This is a genomic window from Paenibacillus sp. FSL R7-0272, assembly GCF_037969905.1.
In the GTDB taxonomy this organism is placed as follows: Bacteria; Bacillota; Bacilli; order Paenibacillales; family Paenibacillaceae; genus Paenibacillus; species Paenibacillus polysaccharolyticus.
The window spans coordinates 1,002,061-1,026,235 of the sequence record NZ_CP150221.1 but is presented as its reverse complement, the minus strand read 5'-3'; the positions used below and the strand labels follow the sequence as shown (position 1 = coordinate 1,026,235).

At 46.4% G+C, this 24,175-nt stretch carries 16 protein-coding genes and 3 rRNA genes; 6 read left to right on the top strand and 13 right to left on the bottom strand.

Features of this window, described 5'->3' with window-relative positions; all coding sequences use genetic code 11:
* Nucleotides 1–61 precede the first annotated feature (61 nt).
* The 9 genes from MKY23_RS04430 to MKY23_RS04390 form a co-directional block, all read right to left on the bottom strand.
* The gene (locus MKY23_RS04430) at nt 62–544 is read right to left on the bottom strand and encodes a hypothetical protein (RefSeq protein WP_154960193.1); all 483 of its coding nucleotides are present in this window, start codon (nt 542–544) and stop codon (nt 62–64) included.
* A 270-nt stretch (nt 545–814) separates the two neighbouring features.
* Entirely contained in the window at nt 815–1,471 is a 657-nt protein-coding gene (locus MKY23_RS04425) for a deoxynucleoside kinase (RefSeq protein WP_090917351.1), read from the bottom strand.
* Nucleotides 1,468–2,091: a deoxynucleoside kinase gene (locus MKY23_RS04420; RefSeq protein ID WP_090917349.1), complete on the bottom strand. Its 624-nt coding sequence runs from the start codon at nt 2,089–2,091 to the stop codon at nt 1,468–1,470. Before MKY23_RS04420 ends, MKY23_RS04425 begins: the two co-directional genes overlap by 4 nt.
* Nucleotides 2,092–2,326: 235 nt before the next feature.
* A 5S ribosomal RNA gene (rrf, locus tag MKY23_RS04415) occupies nt 2,327–2,443 on the bottom strand.
* Between the two features lie 100 nt (nt 2,444–2,543).
* Nucleotides 2,544–5,471 (bottom strand): 23S ribosomal RNA (locus tag MKY23_RS04410).
* A 341-nt stretch (nt 5,472–5,812) separates the two neighbouring features.
* Nucleotides 5,813–7,368 (bottom strand): 16S ribosomal RNA (locus MKY23_RS04405).
* Together the 16S, 23S and 5S rRNA genes form the textbook arrangement of a ribosomal RNA operon.
* Before the next feature lie 665 nt (nt 7,369–8,033).
* Complete coding sequence (locus tag MKY23_RS04400; protein WP_339835632.1) at nt 8,034–8,198, bottom strand: DUF3934 family protein; 165 nt, start codon at nt 8,196–8,198, stop codon at nt 8,034–8,036.
* A 140-nt stretch (nt 8,199–8,338) separates the two neighbouring features.
* Nucleotides 8,339–9,559: an MFS transporter gene (locus tag MKY23_RS04395; RefSeq protein ID WP_090923097.1), complete on the bottom strand. Its 1,221-nt coding sequence runs from the start codon at nt 9,557–9,559 to the stop codon at nt 8,339–8,341.
* 21 nt (nt 9,560–9,580) lie between these two features.
* On the bottom strand, nt 9,581–10,186 hold the full coding sequence (locus tag MKY23_RS04390) for a TetR/AcrR family transcriptional regulator (RefSeq protein ID WP_253500333.1): 606 nt from the start codon (nt 10,184–10,186) through the stop codon (nt 9,581–9,583).
* 191 nt (nt 10,187–10,377) lie between these two features.
* On the opposite strand from MKY23_RS04390, the gene MKY23_RS04385 reads away from it, so the two are divergent.
* A protein-coding gene (locus MKY23_RS04385; RefSeq protein ID WP_260511209.1) for an IS3 family transposase occupies nt 10,378–11,705 on the top strand; the annotation gives its coding sequence in 2 pieces (ribosomal slippage) (nt 10,378–10,747 and nt 10,747–11,705; 1,329 coding nt in all).
* 72 nt (nt 11,706–11,777) lie between these two features.
* Here MKY23_RS04385 and MKY23_RS04380 read toward each other — a convergent pair.
* From MKY23_RS04380 to MKY23_RS04370, 3 genes are all read right to left on the bottom strand, one after another.
* Nucleotides 11,778–12,929 (bottom strand): trypsin-like peptidase domain-containing protein, encoded by a 1,152-nt coding sequence (locus tag MKY23_RS04380; protein ID WP_221788491.1) that lies wholly within the window; start codon nt 12,927–12,929, stop codon nt 11,778–11,780.
* 12 nt (nt 12,930–12,941) lie between these two features.
* Nucleotides 12,942–14,081: a hypothetical protein gene (locus MKY23_RS04375; RefSeq protein ID WP_221788489.1), complete on the bottom strand. Its 1,140-nt coding sequence runs from the start codon at nt 14,079–14,081 to the stop codon at nt 12,942–12,944.
* Between the two features lie 417 nt (nt 14,082–14,498).
* Complete coding sequence (locus MKY23_RS04370) at nt 14,499–14,924, bottom strand: VOC family protein (protein ID WP_145414606.1); 426 nt, start codon at nt 14,922–14,924, stop codon at nt 14,499–14,501.
* Nucleotides 14,925–15,199: 275 nt separating this feature from the next.
* On the opposite strand from MKY23_RS04370, the gene MKY23_RS04365 reads away from it, so the two are divergent.
* Nucleotides 15,200–15,955 (top strand): class I SAM-dependent methyltransferase, encoded by a 756-nt coding sequence (locus MKY23_RS04365; RefSeq protein WP_221788487.1) that lies wholly within the window; start codon nt 15,200–15,202, stop codon nt 15,953–15,955.
* A gap of 122 nt (nt 15,956–16,077) precedes the next feature.
* Here the strand turns inward: MKY23_RS04365 and MKY23_RS04360 are convergent, their stop codons facing one another.
* Entirely contained in the window at nt 16,078–18,243 is a 2,166-nt protein-coding gene (locus MKY23_RS04360) for a penicillin-binding transpeptidase domain-containing protein (RefSeq protein WP_221788485.1), read from the bottom strand.
* A 175-nt stretch (nt 18,244–18,418) separates the two neighbouring features.
* Here MKY23_RS04360 and MKY23_RS04355 point away from each other — a divergent pair, with 175 nt between their 5' ends.
* The 4 genes from MKY23_RS04355 (at nt 18,419) to MKY23_RS04340 (ending at nt 24,163) form a co-directional block, all read left to right on the top strand.
* Complete coding sequence (locus MKY23_RS04355; protein WP_090923108.1) at nt 18,419–18,823, top strand: CBS domain-containing protein; 405 nt, start codon at nt 18,419–18,421, stop codon at nt 18,821–18,823.
* A gap of 385 nt (nt 18,824–19,208) precedes the next feature.
* Complete coding sequence (locus MKY23_RS04350; protein WP_154891690.1) at nt 19,209–21,485, top strand: glycosyltransferase; 2,277 nt, start codon at nt 19,209–19,211, stop codon at nt 21,483–21,485.
* Nucleotides 21,486–21,503: 18 nt separating this feature from the next.
* Entirely contained in the window at nt 21,504–22,700 is a 1,197-nt protein-coding gene (locus MKY23_RS04345) for a hypothetical protein (RefSeq protein WP_339835622.1), read from the top strand.
* A 41-nt stretch (nt 22,701–22,741) separates the two neighbouring features.
* Nucleotides 22,742–24,163 (top strand): MBOAT family protein, encoded by a 1,422-nt coding sequence (locus MKY23_RS04340; RefSeq protein WP_221788482.1) that lies wholly within the window; start codon nt 22,742–22,744, stop codon nt 24,161–24,163.
* Nucleotides 24,164–24,175 lie beyond the last annotated feature (12 nt).

Sequence of the window (24,175 nt, the reverse complement as noted above, 5' to 3'; positions counted from 1 at the left end):
TCCCGGCCGCAATGTGAATCATCCTGATGTTGATGTCCACTCCGAGAACTTCATGTTTTGCTTACGCTCTTGGTGCTTGATCCGAGGTCGATGCTTCTGATGCCATGCTTGTTTTCGCCATCCGGCCTGGAATTTGCCAAGCAGATACAATTGCCAAAACGATGAACAACCAGTCTGTAGGCTCGCTAAAGTATTCTTTAATTGTTTCTGCAAACGCACTAATCATTTCTCCGTCAAATACCAGAGTCAACATGCTCACATCGGTAAATAATTCAGATGTAAAATAAACCACCGTCAAGTATTTACCAAGCAAGATACCCACCATCGCGAAAACAACAGCAATAATCTTGTGCACCGTTGCGATTTTTTTGTTTGAGAACAACACGACAGCGTACCCGCAAAGCACGCCAACCAGTATCGCAATAAGTCCAACCTCATACTCCGTCATAGCTGCAATCGCAGCCCACACCACACCTCCCAGTATGGCAGCAATCAAACCACCGATAATCGGCATTCCAATCTTTACTCCTTGCTTTTCTTCCACAATGTCTTTCCCTCCTGAGTCATGCTTATACTATATTTCCAGAATTCACCTTCCCTATAAAACCACAAAAAGCTTCAAATTTCAACATTTTTCTGTATTTTAATAGCTCTATACATACATATTCCAATAAAGCTTGATCAACTAAATCCTTTTTTTAGATTAACTTATATAAAAAACAAAAAAAGACACCCCTTCCACAGCCTGTATCACTGTAAAAGAGATGTCTATTTTCCCCTATTCCTTGTCCTATATAGGATAAATATATTTAAATTATACCTGCGCTTCTTTGGAAGGCTTAATAACAGCTGCAATCTGCTCCAGAATAGCATCGACTGAAGCCGAATCATGCACATCATATTCATCAATGTTCAAGCGCAGTACTGGGCAAGCTGTAAACCGGTTAATCCATACGGAATAGCGCTCATGCATGTGCTCCCAATACGAGCGATCTGTCTGAATCTCCATTTCACGACCACGTTCGTTAATCCGGTTCAGAATCGATGGTAAACTGCCTTCCAGATAGATCAGAACATCCGGGTGTGGAAAATAAGGCGTCATGACCATCGCTTCAAACAAGCTACTATACGTCTCAAAGTCGGTAGCAGACATCGTGCCCTGATCGGCATGCATCTGTGCAAAGATGCCCGTATCCTCATAGATGGAGCGATCCTGTACAAAACCACCGCCCAATTCAAAAATCTTTTTCTGTTCTTTAAAACGTTCAGCGAGGAAATAAATCTGCAGATGAAAACTCCAGCGTTCAAAGTCATGGTAAAACTTTTCCAAATACGGATTATGATCAACCTGCTCAAGCGACGTTTTGAAATTCAATCGATCTGCAAGTGCCGCCGTCAGTGTGGATTTCCCCACCCCTACCGTTCCTGCTACTGTAATTAATGCATTCGCTGGAATGCCATAGTTATTCATATGATAAGCTCCTTTACTTGATTAACAATCTGTCTGAAGTCCTCAGGATGTTCCACAAAGTCAAGTTGCTCTGCATCAATCTTGAGAATGACTGGCGGATTCGTTCCATTGGCCAAATACTCCATCCCTGTTTTGTAGTCGGCAATTAACTGCTCCATATACGCAGGGTCCATATCCTGCTCAAAGGAACGCCCGCGCTTATTAATCCGGTACATCAATGTATCCAGCTCAGCTTCAATGTAGAGCACCAGATTGGGTTTGGGCAGGTCATCCGTTAACAGATGATAGATTTGGCGGTATTTATCCCGCTTCGTTCCTTTTAAGGTACGTTCAGCGAAGATCAAATTTTTATAAATATGATAATCCGAAACGACTGGGCTGTTCTGTTTAATAAATTGTGCGCCTGTATCTTCTAGTTGCTTAAATCGGTTACACAGAAAAAACATTTCGAGTTGGAAGCTCCACTCGTCGATATCTTGATAAAAGGAGGCCAAAAATGGATTCTCCTCGACAATTTCTTTAACCAATGGGAGATTCAATTCTTGGGAAAGCATCGTAGCTAACGTTGTTTTCCCCGCTCCAATCGGACCTTCAACAGCTATAAACGGGGCTGATTTCATGGTGTTACGGTTCCTCCTCGTAATTATGCGTGTTCCGTTTCTATATAGACCTCACCTATTGTATCACAGCTTGGCACAATGGAAAGACAGTATTTTATGTATAAAACAAGTCAAAATCAGGATGTTTTATCAGACTTGTTTCGTATCATAACTGAAACTGCTTTCTCACTTAGCTTAGGTTTAATCGTCCACACAAAAAAACACACCTGATTTTCATCAAGTGTGTCTTTGCTTTGCTTGGCGGCGTCCTACTCTCCCAGGACCCTGCGGTCCAAGTACCATCGGCGCTAGAGGGCTTAACGGTCGTGTTCGGGATGGGTACGTGTGGAACCCCTCCGCCATCGCCACCAAACGCGATTGGATCGAAGTTTAACTTCTTTCCATATCATTCAGAGTGTTGTTCTCTGAAAACTAGATTCGAAACGAAACGCACGCGATTTAAAACTTGCATATTGGATAAGCCCTCGACCGATTAGTACTGGTCAGCTCCATGCATTGCTGCACTTCCACCCCCAGCCTATCTACCTCGTCGTCTTCAAGGGGTCTTACATACTGGGAAATCTCATCTTGAGGGGGGCTTCACGCTTAGATGCTTTCAGCGCTTATCCCGTCCGTACATAGCTACCCAGCGGTGCTCCTGGCGGAACAACTGGTACACCAGCGGTACGTCCATCCCGGTCCTCTCGTACTAAGGACAGCTCCTCTCAAATTTCCTACGCCCACGACAGATAGGGACCGAACTGTCTCACGACGTTCTGAACCCAGCTCGCGTACCGCTTTAATGGGCGAACAGCCCAACCCTTGGGACCTACTTCAGCCCCAGGATGCGATGAGCCGACATCGAGGTGCCAAACCTCCCCGTCGATGTGGACTCTTGGGGGAGATAAGCCTGTTATCCCCAGGGTAGCTTTTATCCGTTGAGCGATGGCCCTTCCATGCGGTACCACCGGATCACTAAGCCCGACTTTCGTCCCTGCTCGACTTGTAGGTCTCGCAGTCAAGCTCCCTTATGCCTTTGCACTCTTCGAATGATTTCCAACCATTCTGAGGGAACCTTTGGGCGCCTCCGTTACTCTTTAGGAGGCGACCGCCCCAGTCAAACTGCCCACCTGACACTGTCCCCGCACCGGATTACGGTACCAGGTTAGAACCTAGATACGATCAGGGTGGTATCCCAACGGTGCCTCCACGCAAGCTGGCGCTCACGCTTCAAAGGCTCCCACCTATCCTGTACAGATCGTACCCAAATTCAATATCAAGCTGCAGTAAAGCTCCATGGGGTCTTTCCGTCTTGTCGCGGGTAACCTGCATCTTCACAGGTATTAAAATTTCACCGGATCTCTCGTTGAGACAGCGCCCAAGTCGTTACGCCATTCGTGCGGGTCAGAATTTACCTGACAAGGAATTTCGCTACCTTAGGACCGTTATAGTTACGGCCGCCGTTTACTGGGGCTTCGGTTCACAGCTTCGGGATTACTCCCTAACCACTCCCCTTAACCTTCCAGCACCGGGCAGGCGTCAGCCCGTATACTTCGCCTTACGGCTTCGCACAGACCTGTGTTTTTGCTAAACAGTCGCTTGGGCCTTTTCACTGCGGCCCCCTCGTGCTATTCACACTACCGGGGCACCCCTTCTCCCGAAGTTACGGGGTCATTTTGCCGAGTTCCTTAACGAGAGTTCTTCCGCGCGCCTTAGAATTCTCTTCTCGCCTACCTGTGTCGGTTTGCGGTACGGGCACCTTCATCTGGCTAGAGGCTTTTCTTGGCAGTGTGAGATCATGACCTTCGCTACTGTAATTTTCACTCCCCATCACAGCTCAGCCTTACGGTTAGCGGATTTGCCTACTAACCAGCCTTACTGCTTGGACAGACATCCATCAGTCTGCGTCACTACCCTACTGCGTCCCCCCATCGCTCGTAACGATTTACGGTGGTACAGGAATTTCGACCTGTTGTCCTTCGACTACGCCTTTCGGCCTCGCCTTAGGTCCCGACTTACCCTGAGCGGACGAGCCTTCCTCAGGAACCCTTAGGCTTTCGGCGGATCAGATTCTCACTGATCTTTTCGTTACTCATACCGGCATTCTCACTTGTATAATGTCCAGCGCTCCTTACGGTACACCTTCAACCCTTATACAACGCTCCCCTACCCCTGATGCAAAGCATCAAGCCATAGCTTCGGTGGTGTGTTTAGCCCCGTTACATTTTCGGCGCAGAGTCACTCGACCAGTGAGCTATTACGCACTCTTTCAATGGTGGCTGCTTCTAAGCCAACATCCTGGTTGTCTGTGCAACTCCACATCCTTTCCCACTTAACACACACTTGGGGACCTTAGCTGATGGTCTGGGCTGTTTCCCTTTTGACAATGGATCTTAGCACTCACTGTCTGACTCCCGGAAGTAAGTCTATGGCATTCGGAGTTTGACTGAGCTTGGTAACCCTTGCGGGCCCCGCACCCAATCAGTGCTCTACCTCCACGACTCTGTTTTCCGAGGCTAGCCCTAAAGCTATTTCGGGGAGAACCAGCTATCTCCGAGTTCGATTGGAATTTCTCCGCTACCCCCACCTCATCCCCGCATTTTTCAACATGCGTGGGTTCGGGCCTCCAGTGCGTGTTACCGCACCTTCACCCTGGACAGGGGTAGATCACCCGGTTTCGGGTCTACGTCCACGTACTAAGTCGCCCTATTCAGACTCGCTTTCGCTGCGGCTCCGGCTCTTCACCTTAACCTTGCACGGGAACGTAACTCGCCGGTTCATTCTACAAAAGGCACGCCATCACCCCTAAAACGGGCTCTGACTTTTTGTAAGCACACGGTTTCAGGTTCTATTTCACTCCCCTTCCGGGGTGCTTTTCACCTTTCCCTCACGGTACTGCTTCACTATCGGTCGCTAGGAAGTATTTAGCCTTGGCAGATGGTCCTGCCGGATTCATACGGGGTTTCACGTGCCCCGCACTACTCGGGATCCGTCTCGGAGAGAATCAACTTTCAATTACAGGGCTTTTACCTTCTTTGGCGGGCCTTTCCAGACCTCTTCGTTTAACTGACTCCTTTGTAACTCCATGTGAGACGTCCCACAACCCCAAAGAGCAAGCTCTTTGGTTTGGGCTTCTCCGCGTTCGCTCGCCGCTACTGACGGAATCACTATTGTTTTCTCTTCCTCAAGGTACTTAGATGTTTCAGTTCCCTTGGTATGCCTCTACATAACCTATGTATTCAGTTATGAGTAACTGGATATTACCCCAGCTGGGTTTCCCCATTCGGACATCCCCGGATCAAAGCTTGCTTACAGCTCCCCGAGGCAGTTTCGTTGTTCGCCACGTCCTTCATCGGCTCCTAGCGCCTAGGCATCCTCCGTGTGCTCTTAGTAGCTTAACCATTGCGCTCGTGTTCGAGCTGTCACTTCCCTTGGTTTGCTTACGCAAAGCCAAAAGTCGTTCCATTTCGATCACTCGCTCCAGCAATCTACCTTATAAAACACTTCACTTGTTTACACAAGATCAGCTTAAAGGAATGTTCTAATTCGCGTTTGTTTCGTTTCGATATCTAGTTTTCAAAGAACAAATCGTTTCGTTCGGGCCGTTCACGGATGTGTCGGTCGAACAAACGAGAAGTTTTGAGAGTTTGAGCTCTCAAAACTGAGCAACGAGTGAGTAACTAGCCGACCTGGCTAGATTTTAGATTTGAATGTCTTCATTGCAGAAGACGATTCTCCATAGAAAGGAGGTGATCCAGCCGCACCTTCCGATACGGCTACCTTGTTACGACTTCACCCCAATCATCTATCCCACCTTCGGCGGCTGGCTCCTTGCGGTTACCCCACCGACTTCGGGTGTTATAAACTCTCGTGGTGTGACGGGCGGTGTGTACAAGACCCGGGAACGTATTCACCGCGGCATGCTGATCCGCGATTACTAGCAATTCCGACTTCATGCAGGCGAGTTGCAGCCTGCAATCCGAACTGAGACCGGCTTTGTTGGGATTGGCTCCATCTCGCGATTTCGCAGCCCGTTGTACCGGCCATTGTAGTACGTGTGTAGCCCAGGTCATAAGGGGCATGATGATTTGACGTCATCCCCACCTTCCTCCGGTTTGTCACCGGCAGTCTATCTAGAGTGCCCACCCGAAGTGCTGGCAACTAAATATAAGGGTTGCGCTCGTTGCGGGACTTAACCCAACATCTCACGACACGAGCTGACGACAACCATGCACCACCTGTCTCAACTTTCCCCGAAGGGCACCTAACGCATCTCTGCCTCGTTAGTTGGATGTCAAGACCTGGTAAGGTTCTTCGCGTTGCTTCGAATTAAACCACATACTCCACTGCTTGTGCGGGTCCCCGTCAATTCCTTTGAGTTTCAGTCTTGCGACCGTACTCCCCAGGCGGAGTGCTTAATGTGTTAACTTCGGCACCAAGGGTATCGAAACCCCTAACACCTAGCACTCATCGTTTACGGCGTGGACTACCAGGGTATCTAATCCTGTTTGCTCCCCACGCTTTCGCGCCTCAGCGTCAGTTACAGCCCAGAGAGTCGCCTTCGCCACTGGTGTTCCTCCACATCTCTACGCATTTCACCGCTACACGTGGAATTCCACTCTCCTCTTCTGCACTCAAGTCACGCAGTTTCCAGTGCGATCCGGGGTTGAGCCCCGGGATTAAACACCAGACTTACATGACCGCCTGCGCGCGCTTTACGCCCAATAATTCCGGACAACGCTTGCCCCCTACGTATTACCGCGGCTGCTGGCACGTAGTTAGCCGGGGCTTTCTTCTCAGGTACCGTCACCTTGAGAGCAGTTACTCTCCCAAGCGTTCTTCCCTGGCAACAGAGCTTTACGATCCGAAAACCTTCATCACTCACGCGGCATTGCTCCGTCAGGCTTTCGCCCATTGCGGAAGATTCCCTACTGCTGCCTCCCGTAGGAGTCTGGGCCGTGTCTCAGTCCCAGTGTGGCCGATCACCCTCTCAGGTCGGCTACGCATCGTCGCCTTGGTGAGCCGTTACCTCACCAACTAGCTAATGCGCCGCAGGCCCATCCCCAAGTGACAGATTGCTCCGTCTTTCCAGTTCCCTTCAGGCGAAGAAAACAAGTATTCGGTATTAGCTACCGTTTCCGGTAGTTGTCCCAAGCTTGAGGGCAGGTTGCCTACGTGTTACTCACCCGTCCGCCGCTAAGTATCTGGAAAGCAAGCTTTCCATCAACTCCGCTCGACTTGCATGTATTAGGCATGCCGCCAGCGTTCGTCCTGAGCCAGGATCAAACTCTCCAATAAAGATGAATGTCGCAGCGTCGTTAAACGCCGTGAAACTCATCGGGGTATTGAAAAGAGCGATAAGCTCATTTTGAATCTGACGAGATTAAAAATCTCATTTGTTCATTCTGCAAGCAGAATGTTTACTCACTCGTTGTTCAGTTTTCAAAGATCAAACTTGTTCTCGCTACCGAAACCAATTCGTTTCAGCAACTCTTATATAATATCATGTCCGAACCAACTTTGCAAGCTCTTTTTTCAAGTTTCTTTCGAAGCTTGTTTTCATTTGCTTGCCGCACCGTGTAAGCTGTGTTTTCTTGGCCGGAATAAGAATATACCATGTATCGCCACCACATGTAAAGCATTATTTATTAAATTTAATTTTCCATATTTAGGATTGAATTTTGAGGTGTTGTTTATTCAATATAAAAACACTTTGTTTTTAAAGTCACATTGCCTTATGATACCAGCTGCTTACCTTAAGAACTAAACAAAGCAGTGCACCTTAATATTTACCTCTCTATATATTTAGAACTTTTTTAAATGTCTGATCCATTAATCCCCCTTCCCTTATGCCTTCATAAAAAAACAACAGTTCTTCAGATATGAATACCACATCCAAAAACTGCTGTTTCTCTGACAAACTACGCACCTGATACAACTCTGCCTCTTCACATGTCCGTTTACTAGGACTTATCCGTAGCAGACTCGGCGCTTTCCTTATTCTTGGTTCCCTTGCTTTTATAAGGCTTTGGAGCACTCTTCGCTCGGTTAGCACTGGCCTGCCAGCGATTCCAGCCTTTCTTGCCTGTTCCGCGGCCTGTGCCGCCCTTACCTTTTGCTTTGCTCATGTTATCACTCCATTAATCCTGTCTATGTCTAAAAATGATCTTCCTCGGTAATGTTCCAATGTAACTCAGCCCATGTGGTTCACTTCCAGCATTTCTTATTATACCAAACTTGAAGTGTTCACGTTTTATATTTAGAAGAATTACACTTGAACCTTTGGCTCTTGTACCGATTTAACACTTCTTAGCACACGTAAGGATAATAAGAAACAGATGCCAAGCACCGCCGCAGCCGATACATACGGATAGTTAATATTCACATCAAACAACGCTCCAGCTACGATGGGTCCAGCGATGTTGCCCAGACTTGTATAAGCGGAATTCAGCCCAGCCACAAACCCCTGTTGTTCTTCAGCGAGCTTGGACATCTGCGTACTGATTGCAGGGCGTAAAATATCCATTCCCAAGAAGACGATAAACGTTACAACAACGATTAACCAGTACGTGTGAACGAATAAGGTTAGTAATACGAATACGGAGACAAACAGCAAACATACCGTAATAACCTTCTTTTCCCCAAATGTGTTCAGCAACCAGCCAATCAGGGATACTTGCACAACTGCTCCAGCAATGGAACCAAATGTAATGATAAACGCAATATCTTTGGTCGTGAAACCAAACTTGTGATCCACAAACAGGGAGAATACCGTCTCGTAGTTAGCCAAACCAAAAGCCATGACAAATACGATGATTAGACTGAAAAAGTAAGGTTCCCGGTAAGAATTGATAAGCTGAGATACCATACCTGGTGCCTTTACTTTTGCCCCGCTAGTTTCAGGTGTAGTCTGCTCACTCGCGCTCCGCTCGGATTCAGGCAAGATAATCAGTGTAATGATTGCAGCCAGCAAACCCGCAACCCCTGCCGCATAAAAAGGAACCCGTATGCCGAACTCGGCAATATAACCGCCGATCCCTGGCCCGATGATAAAACCTGTTGTGATCGCTGCATTAATAAGCCCCATGCCTTTACCGCGTTCTTCTTCCGTTGTGATATCAGCCGTATAGGCCATAACCGCAGGAAAGATCAACGCCGCGCCAATACCGCCCAGCATTCGGGCTGCGAAGAGCAGATAAGGCGCATTCACCGCACCGAACATAAATTCTGATACCGCAAAGATCAGCATCCCGAATACGATAATCTTTTTGCGTCCCCACTGGTCTGACCAACGACCTGCTGCTGGAGAGAACAAAAACTGTGTGAAAGAGAACGCCGCGAACAGAAGTCCCATCGTAAAGCCCGTAATATGAAGCAAGTTCATGTAAGCAGGCATGATCGGCACAACCAGACCAATACCCATAAATACGAGAAAAATATTCAACATCAACAGCAGCAACGCGCCCCTGTTACGTGTCAGTAAAGCCATGATTCCATCCTCCATCGTTGTCTAATTATGCTGTTTATCCTTGGCAATCCCGTGCAGAAATACACTGGCGGCCTGACGATACAACGCAAGAGCCTCGCTCGGTTCGAGCTTCCGTGACATTTGGCTAAGCCCAATAATGGTACTTTCCAAAATCAACGCAAGATGCTCTACATTCTGATCATTGAACTCCCCGCTGTCTATTCCTTCTTGAATCAGCTGCTTATTGAATTGGATGTGCCGTTCAAACAATACTGCGATTCGTTCTTCAATATCATTCTCTTTTTTCTCTCCAGTGAAGAACTCATCAGCCGCTTTTGTTAAAGGATGGTTGATATCATCCATAATGAGCTGTTCCGCCAGGCCATAGATTTTCTCGGTGGAAGTGTGATACAGATGCACTTTTGACTTCCAGCTCGCTTCCCACTCCCGATCCCATTCATCAATGAGATAGAGGAAGAGCCCTTCTTTGCTTTTGAAATGATAATATATATTTCCCTTGCTACTTCCAGTCGCCGCGACGATGTCCTCAATAGACGTTGCTTTATATCCTTTTTGTACAAAAAGGGCTTTGGATGCATCCGCAAGTTTTTTCTTGGTCTGCTCGGACTGGAGCTGCTTTTTATTCAAACTCACTCACTTCACTCCATTCTTATATACTGAACATTCGTTCTGTATTCTAGCAAATATATGTCTAATCCGCAATATAAAAAGGAGAACCCGCCATTAAAATGTACCCTATAAGATGGACACTTAAAAAAGGTCATCTTGTAGGGTCTTTTTTGTGTACAATGAATAAAAAACGAGCGGTGGTCAAGCAAATGTCAAAAAAACACTTTACAATGCAAGAGCAAGATCAGTTGAGAAGAAATCCCTATGTAAGAAATGTTAGTGCTAAAGCGATTACATACACGGATGCATTCAAAGAACGATTTATTCAACAACATAGTCAAGGTACGCTTCCCAGTGAAATCTTTCAGGAAGCTGGCTTCCCCATTGACGTTTTGGGTGCAACCCGGATTCAAAAGGCTTCCAATCGGTGGCGTACGGCATTTCAGGAACAAGGATCTGCTGGATTAACGGATGGTAGAAAACACGCTTCAGGCCGTCCTCTAAACCGTGAATTAAGTCTTGAAGAAAAATATGCCCGTTTGGAAGCAAAAATGAAATGGCTTGAAGCGGAGAATGAATTCTTAAAAAAGCTCGATCACCTCGAAAGGCAGATGAGAAGAAAAAAATCCAACTCCGTACACGACAAAAATTCGAACTGATTCAACAGATGATGCATACCTGCTCTTTCCAAGGCAAGGTGCATGTTCTTTGTGCTATTGCTGGTGTTTCACGCTCAGGCTACTACCGCTATTGTAGTGAAAGCGCCAGGCTACATCGTCAAAAGCAGGAACAGGACGACCATAAGGTGAAAGCGATCATCCTGAAAGCCTACCATTACCGTAGGAGGAACAAAGGCGCACGTCAAATTAAAATGACGCTCGCACTTGAGTATAACGTCATATACAATCTTAAGCGCATTCGTCGGATCATGCAGAAGTACAACATCGTTTGTCCCATTCGAAAAGCAAATCCAGCACGTCGTATGGCTAAAGCGACGCAAGAGCATCGAACCTGTCCCAACCTGTTAAAGCGAGCCTTTAAGCCAGGAATTGCAGGCAAGGTTCTCTTAACCGACATTACGTACTTAACTTATGGGATAAGCAAACGAGCCTATCTATCAACGATTAAAGATGCCGAGACGAATGAAATATTAGCCTATGAAGTCTCCGCTTCCCTTGGATTGGACATTGCAATGGAGTCGTTGAAACAACTCAAAAAGCATAGGCATCTGACTTCGGATGCCTTGATTCATTCGGATCAAGGATTTCACTATACAAGCCCCAAGTTCCAAAAGCTTGTGAAACAAATGGGGTTCAATCAATCCATGTCACGGCGAGGAAACTGTTGGGACAACGCTCCACAAGAATCCTTCTTTGGGCATTTTAAAGATGAAACCAATTTTAAAACATGCATGACTCTGGAGGAGGTTAAGCAAGAAGTAAAGAGCTACATGATCTACTACAATCATTATCGAGGCCAATGGAACTTAAACAAGCTGCCGCCTGCAAGATACAGACGACAGCTTGAAGCTGCCTAACCTTTTTTAATTTGTCCTTTACAAGGGGTACATTTTACATGTAGCAAGCCCTCCTTTTATTCACGAATCCATTTATTTCTTCTTTTTACCCTGTCCATGTAATATCTTTAATTGGCCATTCTCGTATCCGACCTGATATGTCACGTTATATTGAGTCGTTACGTATTCCCCATCCTTGCGCTCCTCGGCAGCGATCACACCGCTCACTTCCATCTCTTCCTTACTCGTAGTCGCAGACGAAATTTTCTCCACACTAACATAGCTCGTATACGTATAGCCTTCACGAAATTTAGCGTAACTTGTGCCCTTCTGCCAATCACTTCCGAGCAACGCATAGGCAGATACATAATCACTCATGTTCAGGTAGTTGTAAAAATCAGCAACCAGTGCTTCCGCTTCAGATAAAGCAGCGGACGACGTCTGCGAAGATGAGTCCCTTACCGTTTGTGCCCCTTTGGTATCAGGTGAGCGCTCTGACCATTGTTGCACCTGCTTCAACACACTGATGATAGGAATGCTGAACCCCAGTCCACCTTCCTGTTTAACCACCGTCGAATTAATCCCCAGCACTTCTCCCGTTTCGGCGTTGATCAGCGGACCGCCGCTGTTACCATTAGTAATCGGAGCAGATATCTGATACAAGTTGGTATAAATATAAGGCGGGATTTCAAAACTGCGGTCAAGTCCGCTAATAATACCGGTAGTCACCGTATTCTCAAAACCAAGCGGACTACCGAGTGCCAGAATTTCATCACCAACCTCCGCTTTGGCTGACGCAATAGGCAGAGGTTCCATTTTCACAAGATCAGGGACTCTGACAACAGCAACATCCGTCTCTTCGCCAAAACCAATCACTGTACCCCGATATTCCTGATGATCCAAGGTGCGAATCGTCACTTCTTTGGAACCCTCGACGACATGCGCATTAGTGATGACATCGCCCTTGTTATTATATAAGAAGCCTGAGCCCAGACCATCGCTACTTTCAATCGTAACTACTTTTCGCTGACTATCTTCAATAATCTGTTTACGCGTTTTCTTTTCTGTGGTTTTAGATGTTGTTTTTGCTTTGGGTTGATCCGCCTGTTTCGAGGAAGCCACAGCCAGTTTGGGAGCTAGCGCCATCTCAACTGCTGTATGCTGGTGAATCCAGAATACGCCTCCAGCACCAGCACCAATAATTATTGCACTGGAAATGATCGTTCCCCATACACGTTTGCTCATTTTGTCGTCCTCCTACTCCACATACCATGATGCATTCGTAACTGTCACATTCGCGGCTTCATATACCCCATAATAGTAGGTTTCAAAATATCCTTCTTCGCCTACATCCAATATAGCTGGGTATACATAAACATCTGTCTCACCGATGTAATCGCCGTTGGAGGCATTGATGCTAACGATAAGCGCCACGGATGATATAGGGCGTGTTCCCTGATTAAACACCGCCCCGCTGATATACAAGTCTCCATACTCATCCAGCTTAGCAGACAGATCCGTTACGTATACAGCCCCTGTACGATTGCGAAGTTCCTCTTCAGCTGCTTGCTGTTCTGCAAGTCGAATACGTTCTTCCTCCGCTTTCTCAAACGCTTTTTTCTCACGCAATACTTCATCCCGGTATTTCGTCAGCTTCTGATCCTCGGGCGCATAAGATAATCCGTTGTCCACGGTTTGCAGCGCTGCTGTAAAATCATGCTTCTTCACCTGCTGCTCGGCCTGCTTGTAACTGATACCTGCCAGCTTATCCGTAATCTGTTTCTTCACAACTTCGGCTTCCTTACCGTTCAGCTTGGAGATCGTTTTGAGTTTTTCAGCGAGTGCCTCGACGGTTGTTAACTGATCAATTTCCTTTTTCACTTTCAAAACAGCCAGGGTTACCTTCCGATTGTTCAAGGCTGACCTTACCTTATCAAACACCGGCTCTTGGCGTTCGTTTAATGTTTTAGTCGCGGTTTGAATCATTTTGTCCGCTTCCGACAGCTTACCTGTTTTGAGCAGATTCGCGGCTTCGTCCATTTGTTTTAGTAAATTATTTGCTTGCTCTGTAATTTTACGATCCTGAACGAGTGCTCCTACATTAGGTCTTTGAGCGAGGGCTTTGTCCAGCAAATCCAGAGCTTCTGAATATTTCCCGTCCAGTGCAGCCTTCTCTGCCTCAAGATGCAGTGTCTTCACATGAGCGTTAATCAGATTCTCCTGATTATAATAATACGCTAACAACGCCCCCATAATTGCTGCAAGTAGCAGTGGGATAATCCATACAAATGGACTGCTCTTGCGCTTGCTCACCGTTCCGGTTGCAGATGCATTACGTGGCTCCAGTCCTGACGGCTCCGACCAGATTTGCTCCTCTGTGGAGCTATCTTGTTTCAATCGGGTTCCACACTTCTGACAGTGGTCCTCCCCAGAACTATTTTTCGTGCCGCATATGTGACAATACATCCTGATCCCTCCAGCCTAAACGTATGTAAATTTAGATATATGTTATCTTTTGTTTTTTCTGTTGTCGTTCTGTTACTTGATATCACTCCAGAATATGTGTTGCCTAATCTCGGGGTGAATCGACATTTATCATATAGCAAAAAGGTAAAATGCACCATATATTCTGAAGGAAAAATAAGATATGTAGTAAGGATTCATGCTGATCACTCATTTTGTAGCCTAAAAAAAGACCTTCCTGTTTTCAAGGAAGGCCTTCATGTATATTCCGCAAATCCATCTGATGCCGATCTATTTAGTTTCATTCATTTATCCATTCAGCGATAGTTAGAGGGCACAATTCATGCTGATCTATTCGGGCTGGTTCGAAGGGAACGCGCTCAAATTGATATAAGAGACTTCCCATAGATGGTTGTCCAGGTCTTGAAAACTCCGTCCATACATGAATCCATGATCTTGAGGTTCGTTATATTGCTTCGCTCCAGCATCAAGGGCAGCTTGTACAATCGCATCCACTTCTTCACGGGAAGCAACAGATAAAGCGACGATCACTTCTGTTGTCTCAGCCGCGTTCGCGATTTTTTTCGTGATAAAGGATTGAAAACGTTCCTCCACCAGAAGCATGGCAAAGATATTTTCTCCGACAATCATACAGGTAGCCTTATCGTCCGTAAACTGGGCATTGAATTCAAACCCCACTTTCGTAAAGAAATCAACCGATCTCTTCAAATCCTGAACTGGCAAGTTAACAAAAATCTGATTAGCACGAACAGCCACCATTGATCACCTCGGATTCCTGGAATAGATTCCACCCCAAAATATCACCTCGCGTATGCGCTGTCAATTATGTATAATGGGGCTATTCCAACATGTGAGGTGAAAGGGATGTTGTTTCCAATCGTTCGAAGTAATTAAATGTCGGGCTGGATCAAAACGCGTACCAGCTACCAAGGGGTAGGTCTGTCCTTTTGAGCCTGTTCGATGTGTAGATGAACGATGGTTGAAAACAACAAATCCTAAATAACACATCACATACTGGAGGAAGAATTAATATGACAAAACAGTGGGATTACAACACATTTTATGAACGTGTCGGTCAACAAAATGGATGGGATTTCAGCACGATGAAGGTGATCTCTGAACCCACCGACTGGGAATTCTATGATGAGGTGACTCGTTGCACCCAAACATCAGATCTGCTGCTGGACATCGGCACAGGTGGAGGCGAAGCCGTGCTCTCCATTGCTGAACATGCTCATCTGCTTGTCGGCATCGATTTGGCTCATGGAATGATCGAGACAGCTCAGCGAAATTTAAAGCGAACTAAAAAATGCTCCAATGTGCGATTCACTCAGATGGATGCGGACAACTTACAGTTTCCAAAGTCATTCTTCAATATTGTTTCTTGCAGACATTCCGCATTCTCCGCGTCAGAAGTGTACAACGTTCTCGCAGAGGATGGTGTATTCCTGACCCAGCAGGTCAGCGAGCACGATAAATTGAATGTAAAGCAAGCATTTGGACGTGGACAACATCTCGGCATAGAGCCCGGAACACTCTTGGAAAAATACAAACAAGAGCTGCAACATGCAGGTTTCCGGCACATCGAGGTCCGTGAATATAATGTAACCGAGTATTACGCTACACCTGAGGATCTCTTGTTCCTGCTGACACACACGCCTATCGTTCCTCAATTCGGAGAACTCGCGTCCGACCTGGATATCTTTGAACAATTTGTTCAAGATCACCGCGACGAGCAAGGGATTCGCACCAACTCGGCGCGGTTCATGATTACAGCCAGAAAATGATCTGAAATCCATTATGAAATTTTAGTATATAAAGTAAAATGAAAAACGCGTCTTGGCGACCATTATGGTTCAAGCCAAGAACGCGTTTTTTGGTTATTTCTTATCGTTGCCAGATTTCATAGTCACGGCTCAAGCTGAAGTTTCTCCAAGAATGGCTTCAAGCGATCCACCACATAATGGCTGCCACCCCGCCCGTTCACCTCTTCGATTACGGCTGCCAACAGGAACGACGGCGATTCGGTATCAAAGGTAACGAAAAATCCGTTCTCCTGACCTTGCTCACCCTTCTTCGCTTTCAGTTCGGCCGTTCCTGTCTTGCCTGCAAGACCGCCAGCAATCGAGCTGAGGGCATGTGCCGTTCCGCCTTGACGAGACACCACCTGTTTCAGTGCGTCAGTAACGGTATTGGCTACATCCGGTGTGATAATCACCTCAGGATCGGGGGTCTCTTTTCCAACAATCAATACAGGCTTCACCAGCTTGCCTTCATTCACAAACGGCGTAAACGCAGTAGCAAGATGAATCGGCGACATTAACATCTCACCTTGACCATACGAAGTGTCGGCTAGCAGTACCTCGGAAGAAAGATCCCTGTGCGCCTCATTTGCATACTGACTAGGTTTCAAATAGAGTTCATCCAGCCCGAAATTGTCACCAAACCCGAACTTTTGAATGCCCTCGATAAACTTGGCGCTCCCCATCTCAGTCGCTTCCATTGCAAAATAAATATTGTCGGAGTATACGAGGGCATCCACCATATTTACAGGACTCAGGCTTTTCACCCGCTTGACGTAATATCCACCCCAGCTATCATTCTTCCGCCATTGCAAACCAGAAATTTCATGGGTTTTGTCCGGTGTGGTCACCTTCTCCATCAACCCCGCAGCCGCAGTAATCGCCTTGAAGGTTGAGCCGGGAGCATATCGTGTCGTTACTCGGTTGATAAAAGGAAGCTTCTCGTTCGCCGAATAGGCATCCCACTCGGCCTGCGTCAGACCGGTAACCATTTTATTCGGATTGTAGGAAGGCGCACTCACCATAGCAAGCATATTTCCGTCCTTCGGATTCATCATCACCATCGCTCCGGCATCGCCGCCACCCGCCAGCGTCTGATACAATCTTTGTTGCTGTGCGGAGCTGATGGATAGTTGCACATCCTTACCGTCGACTGCATCTTTGCGGATCAATTCGGAACGCGTGTTGCCCGCTTCATCCGTAATTTCAATTAAACCGCCACGCTCTCCGCGTAGCTGCTTCTCCATAGACTGTTCCAGTCCGGCTTTGCCGATCCAATCTTCCGCACGGTAATACCCTTTGGTATCTTTGTCCAAGTCTTCCTTCGTGGCCTTACGCACATATCCGATCAGATGTGCCGCTGCTTCACCAAGCGGGTAATACCGAATTTCCTTACTTTGCAGAGCAACTCCGCTAAGAGAAGAAGGTACATCAAATTCCTCTGTCGAGCCCATTGGCACAAAAAATTCCGGTTTCACCCATGTCTGACCAAGTGTCTTCTGAATGGCTTCTACGGACACCTTGTAATGTTCCGCGATGCGTGCAATCATCTGATCCGAGTTCTCTCCGAGCTTCTCGGGTACGATGCCCCACTCATTCATTGTGCCCTGGGTCGCAAGCGGCAACCCGTCACGATCTACAATATCCCCTCGATTCGGGAATAACGTCTTCACCCGAACTTTGCTACCTTTCACCATGTCACTGAGGATCAGGGACGGCTTCCAGTTAATCTGCCAGACTTTGCTCCCGTCCTCCAGCTCCTGTCGAACTAAATTAAGCGTATGTGTCTCGTTGACTTCGCCTAAAAACGTGGTCAGTTGTATATCATAATCGGTTTGATAAAGATCAGGATTACTAGCCCCTTGTTCTGCCTGATTCGTTCCCTCTTTGTCCGTTGTTGCTTGTGATTCAACTTTAGTCTCGGTTCCACTTTCAGTCCCTGTTGTTTGAGCGCCAGAGTCAGCTTCCGTTCCTGTCGTATTCGCTGCTGTCAGCTCAGCTTTAACAGCAGAGACCTGCATACCCGAGTAGATTGCATTGTATTTCTCAATAAACTGTTCCTTAGACATGCCTGCCTCTGTCAACGAAGCAGGTGACATCAACGAATACAGCTGGCCGAACTCTTTCTTTTGTAAATGCTCTATGTACTGATTCACAGTTGTCTGCGGTTTCGGTTCCTCCGGTTTGCTATTCTGCATATAAAGATACATTCCAATACCGCCTGCAAATAGAATCGGCAAGAGTCCATATAATAATTTACGTTTCGATTTCATGTCACATCACCTCTACTCTATACTATAAATTTCCTGCGCCGATTAAACAATGTGACAAATCTGATGAATTTGTCATTAAAAATAGCCTTAAGCTCACATAATATGTTTAAATAAGAATAGTGAATTACATACTAAAGCTTTTTTGCGATGCAAAAGGCTGAAAAGGAGCCCGATGATGGAAATCAGCTATTTTTTACTCCCAAAAGCCGAAGTGGCCTATATCGAGTCTACCGCTTCCATGAAAGATGCTATTGAGCAGTTGGAATCGCACCACTACACCGCCATTCCCGTAATTGATCCGGATGGAAAATATGTTGCTACTCTGTCCGAAGGTGATCTGTTATGGAAAATGCGTAATACGCCTGGATTAACATTTGATAATATGGACCAAGTGCAGGTCGATGAGATTAGCCATCGTGTCTATAATGAGTGCGTGTACATCGAAGCAGAGATGGAGGATATGCTGACTCTTGCGGCAGACCAAAACTTTGTGCCCGTGGTGGATATAGATCGGGTCTTTCTTGGAATCATTCGTCGTAAGGATATCATTGAATATTACACCCGCAACATATCCGATTAATAAATCTCGGGTAGCATGGAAGTGCTACAGTGAGATTACGGTATCTGCAAAAGATCAACCAAAAAAGGCGAGCCCATAGGCTCGTCTTTTTATATGTAATCATTCCACCAACGCAATATTTTCCATATTATGGACTTGAAATAAAAATGTTGCTAATTTCGCATGAAATAAATACAGTAATCTTCATGATTCGACATATTTCGTCATTAAAAGACTGTATTTAAACACCAAAACATGTCGTTCCCATCACATATAATGGATCAATTCACATTCTCATTTATTTCTTTTGTTCAGAATTCGTTCAGAATGCTATTGTACGATAGACATATGGTTAGACTTGATGAACGTTGATTACTTTCACCAATTATAGAGAGAGGTATGCACCTTGAATCGTTTAAGCACACGCAAAAAAATGCTGGTTACCGCAACGGTGATCATGTCTTGTATTTACGTCATATGGCGTACCTTCTTCACCATTCCTTTCGGCCATGGCCCGCTTGCCGTGACCGCCGGTCTTGCCCTCCTGATTGTCGAACTCATTGGTATGTTTGAACTCGCTGTGCATTTTTATAACATGACCCGGCTTGAATATCCTGAACTTCCTGTCGTTGATGAGTCATTGTATCCTGACGTTGATGTTTTTATAGCTACATATAACGAACCTGCATCCTTGCTTTTCAAAACGATTAACGGCTGTCTCAATATGGATTATCCGGACCGCTCCAAAGTACATATCTACCTGTGTGACGACTCCAATCGTCCCGAGATGCGAAAACTGGCTGATCATATGGGGATTAACTATCTGACCCGGACAGAGCACATCCACGCCAAAGCTGGAAACTTGAACAACGCCATGAAACATACTTCCTCCCCTCTAATCGCCACGTTTGATGCCGATATGATTCCGAAGCATGATTTTCTGACGTCCTGCGTGCCTTATTTTCTGACAGGAGAAAAGATTGGCTTCGTGCAAACTCCGCAAAGCTTCTATAATCCCGATCAGTTTCAATATAATCTGTATTCCGAAGCTCGAATTCCGAATGAACAGGACTACTTCTATCGCGATGTGCAGGTCGGGCGGAACAAGTCCAACTCCGTTATATACGGCGGAACCAACACGGTACTTTCGAGGCAGGCACTCGAAGATGTGGGTGGTTTCTATACTGGTTCCATTACAGAGGATTTTGCCACTGGCATTGAAATGCAGAGCAAAGGGTATCGCTGTTTTGCCACCAATAAAGTACTTGCTTCCGGACTTGCTCCCGGTGATCTGAAAAGCCTGATCAAACAGCGCCAACGCTGGGCACGCGGATGTATTCAAACGGGCAGAAAAATGAATATCTTGTTCAAGCGCGGACTTACGTTTGCCCAAAGACTGAATTATATCTCTTCTATAACCTATTGGTATTCCGGTCTTAAACGAGTGCTGTATATCATGTCACCCATTCTGTTTGCTGTGTTCGGTGTGCTCGTGGTGAAGTGTACCATTTTGGAAATTCTCGTGTTCTGGCTGCCGATGTATCTATTAACGAATATGTGTCTGCGCATGTTGTCAGGTAATATTCGAACTACGAAATGGACGAATGTATACGAAACTATTCTTTTTCCTTCACTGCTACCTGCGGTCATTCTGGAAACACTGGGCATCACCATGAATAAATTTGCAGTGACTCGTAAAGACGGTGCTCATAACGATCGTAGCTACCAGCTCAAACAGATCATTCCGCATCTGATCTTGGCTGTGCTCTCTATAATCGGCATCGTCAACTGCATTCACTGGACATTTAGTCAGGGCACCATTGGATTTCTCGTTGTTCTATACTGGCTGTTGATTAATTTCTACAACATTATGATGTCGATCTTTTTCCTCAGCGGACGTAAAGTGTTCCGCAACTATGAGCGTATTCTGGCTGCTGTGGACTGTACACTAACGACTGAAGGTGAAACGCTGTCCACGGTTACGCATGATATTTCGGAAGGCGGGATCGCCATCGTACTGGATACACCGAGATACATCCCGAGCGAAGCCGAATTTGCTGTACGTCTGGTAACGGATCATTATTCAAGCGAGTTTACAGCCAAGGTAACTCACGTAACTTCATTCGGTAATAAGTGGAAGTATGCATTTAAAGTGCACGAGATTACAGAACAGGATAAGCGTCAGTTGTTACATATTGTGTATGACCGCGAGCCTACGCTTCCGCAGAAGCTGGATAAAGATATCAGTACATTTGAGGACATCCGTCTGAATTTTGTAAAACGCGGACAAGTAGGCCTCATGTCCAACCGCAAGCTGGCACGCATTCCGCTGAACCATGAACTGGACACACCCGAATATGGAACCGTTATGCTGATGGACTTTAACTATGAATTTTTGCTTTTGAACATATCAAGGCAGGAATTGGTCTATGAGCTTCGTTTGCCGCTTGCCGAGGGACTCGTTCTTGACTGTATGTGGGTAAAGTCGATGCGAAGCAAACATGGCATTCTGTACCGGATCAGAAATATTCAGGACATTGCCCGAAATGGACAAATGCCTGAACTGGAAGCTCTTTTGAAACAATGGAATGTGGCGTATACCGAGGCAGACAAACCGAAACGCCCAGTACAGAATAAAAGCTTCATCTCGAGTGATGAACTCGACGAGATGGCCTATTTATAACATGGAGGCACAGAACGCATGAGTACGAAATGGCAGCAATGGCTGCTTGTCGCAATCCTCACAGGTTTATCAGGTTTATCAAGCTTATACCTCATCACTTCTACTGCTTGGGCTCAGCCGGATCAGTTGCAGTGGAACGAGAGTTCTATAAAGGTATGGAATAATGGAGCCAAAGTGCAGTCCAAGCTGAATCGTAACGGCAGCTTACAGATTAACACCTCGACAGAGGAACTACAAAAGGGCTATTACTCCGCCTATGTGTATGAGCTGCAAAACAGGGACTGGTCAGGCTACAGCGAATTAAGGTTCTCGATTCGCAGTGATTCCGATCAGACGCTGCCACTAAACGTTGTCATTACACGAACGGATCAATCGGCACTAACAGTAGCGGATCAACGCAATGTCATCCTCATCCCCTTGGCAACCAAAGAACCGAAGCTGGTTCATCCCGTAGATGGGTTGATAAGGCTGGAGCCCGGGTACGAGGGTGAGGTTCGTGTACCCTTTTCCAGCCTCATGGTTCGAAATCATGCAGCTACGGTTGGCCGTGTCACACCAGGTAAAATGCTGAGCTGGGGCATTACAATGACCACGACTGAGAACGCACAGCTGAATTACCGCGTTGGAAATATCAAACTGGTACCTAGGAAAGAAGCTGTTGCAGAAAACCAATTATCTTCTGTAATGATCAAAGGTGATGAACGAGTCGTGAAACCGGTGGCCGGTGAATCGGTTGCAACGTATACCGTTAGTGGCCTACAGGCGAGAGCATCGAAAGCTTTGGAAACGCCAGAAGTAGAAGTGAATTTCCAGCTTGCTCATCCTGTACAGGGTGTAACAATCACAACGGGTGGCCTACTAACCATTGGAACGGACGCCGCAAAAACCGATTCGGTGACTATTCGAGCGCTGGTGGATCAAAAGTGGAATCTCGATTATAACGTTAAACTTGATCGTTCCACGGCGATGCAGATGAAGGAAGCGGATGGAACGCCGCGTTTCATTCCCTCACCTGATCAGGTTCCCAAAGTCCTTGAACCTTCCACCGTATGGTTACAACCATGGATGGAATGGATGATCCGAATCGGCCTTCTTCTGATTGGACTCGCGGTGGTTATTCCATATTGGCTCTGGCGCAAACTTCAGCACGGCTCACAAGCGGGGAAGCAACGTTCGATGAATCATCGCAGGTCCAAGCGGATATTTAAAATGTAGCTTTTTTATTTCATCATTAACATCATCAAGGAGGAAAGGCAGTGCTCTTTTCCAGTGTAGTCTTCTTATTTTATTTCTTGCCGCTTGTGCTCGGGCTGTATTATATATTGCGGTTTTCTGTGACGCTGAAAAATATGTTGTTGCTTGTGGCAAGCCTGTTCTTCTACGCATGGGGTGAACCACGCTTTGTGCTGGTTATGCTGGTCTCCATCGCACTGAATTACGTTTTCGCACTGCTCGTGGACAAGTACCGGGATCGGCGCACTGCCGCTTATACCGTTATCACCGTGATGCTAGTTGCCAATCTGGGTATGCTGTTTGTTTATAAATACCTGGCGTTTGCCCTGCGCATTGTCAATGAAAGTACAGGCTTTGGCTTCAGCATTCCGCATATTGCGTTGCCGCTCGGCATTTCCTTTTTCACCTTCCATGCGATCTCCTACGTCATTGACGTGTACCGCGGACATGGAAATGTGCAGAAAAATCCGTTTTATGTCGCCCTCTATATTTCCTTCTTCCCTCAGCTTGTAGCTGGGCCCATTCTGCGTTACAACATGATTGCGGATCAGATGATGCATCGGAAGGAAAGCTGGGACAAGTTCGCGGTCGGCTGTTGCCGGTTTATTGTGGGTTTGAGTAAAAAAGTGCTGTTATCTAACAGCATGGCCATTGTGGCCGATCATGCATTCAGCATGGGCGGAACAGGCGATATCGCTTCAAGTCTGGCTTGGCTGGGAGCGATTGCCTATACATTGCAGATTTATTTCGACTTCTCGGGTTATTCGGATATGGCGATTGGACTCGCACTTATGTTTGGTTTCAAGTTTGAAGAAAACTTCCGGTATCCGTATATCTCACGCTCCATCACCGAATTTTGGCGCCGCTGGCACATCTCGCTCGGCACCTGGTTCAAGGAATATGTCTACTTCCCGCTGGGAGGATCACGCGTTAGCAACAAGGATAAAATGATCCGCAATCTGCTGATTGTCTGGGGACTGACGGGCATCTGGCACGGTGCGGAATGGACATTTGTGATCTGGGGATTAATCAACTTCGCGTTCATTGCACTCGAGAAAATTTTCAACCTGGATAAGAGCACACGGTATGCTCCGCTCCGACATTTCTATGCCATGTTTATCGTAGTTATTGGATGGGTGATTTTCCGTTCACCGGACTTGTTACAGGCTGGCAACTACCTTGGCAATATGTTCGGACTGTATGGTAACGGGTTCTGGAGTAATACGACCTGGATGTTCATGAAGGAATATGCCCTTTTCTTCATTCTAGGCATTCTGTTCTCCACACCACTTGCCTTACGGATGAACAAATGGATGGTGGATGGTGTACGCTTCGGTAAACCGCTTGAACTGCTTTACCCGGTGACCATTATTGCTCTGTTCCTTGTATGTGTATCCTATTTGGTCAAAGGAACATACAACCCGTTCATATATTTTAATTTCTGAGAGAAGGATTTC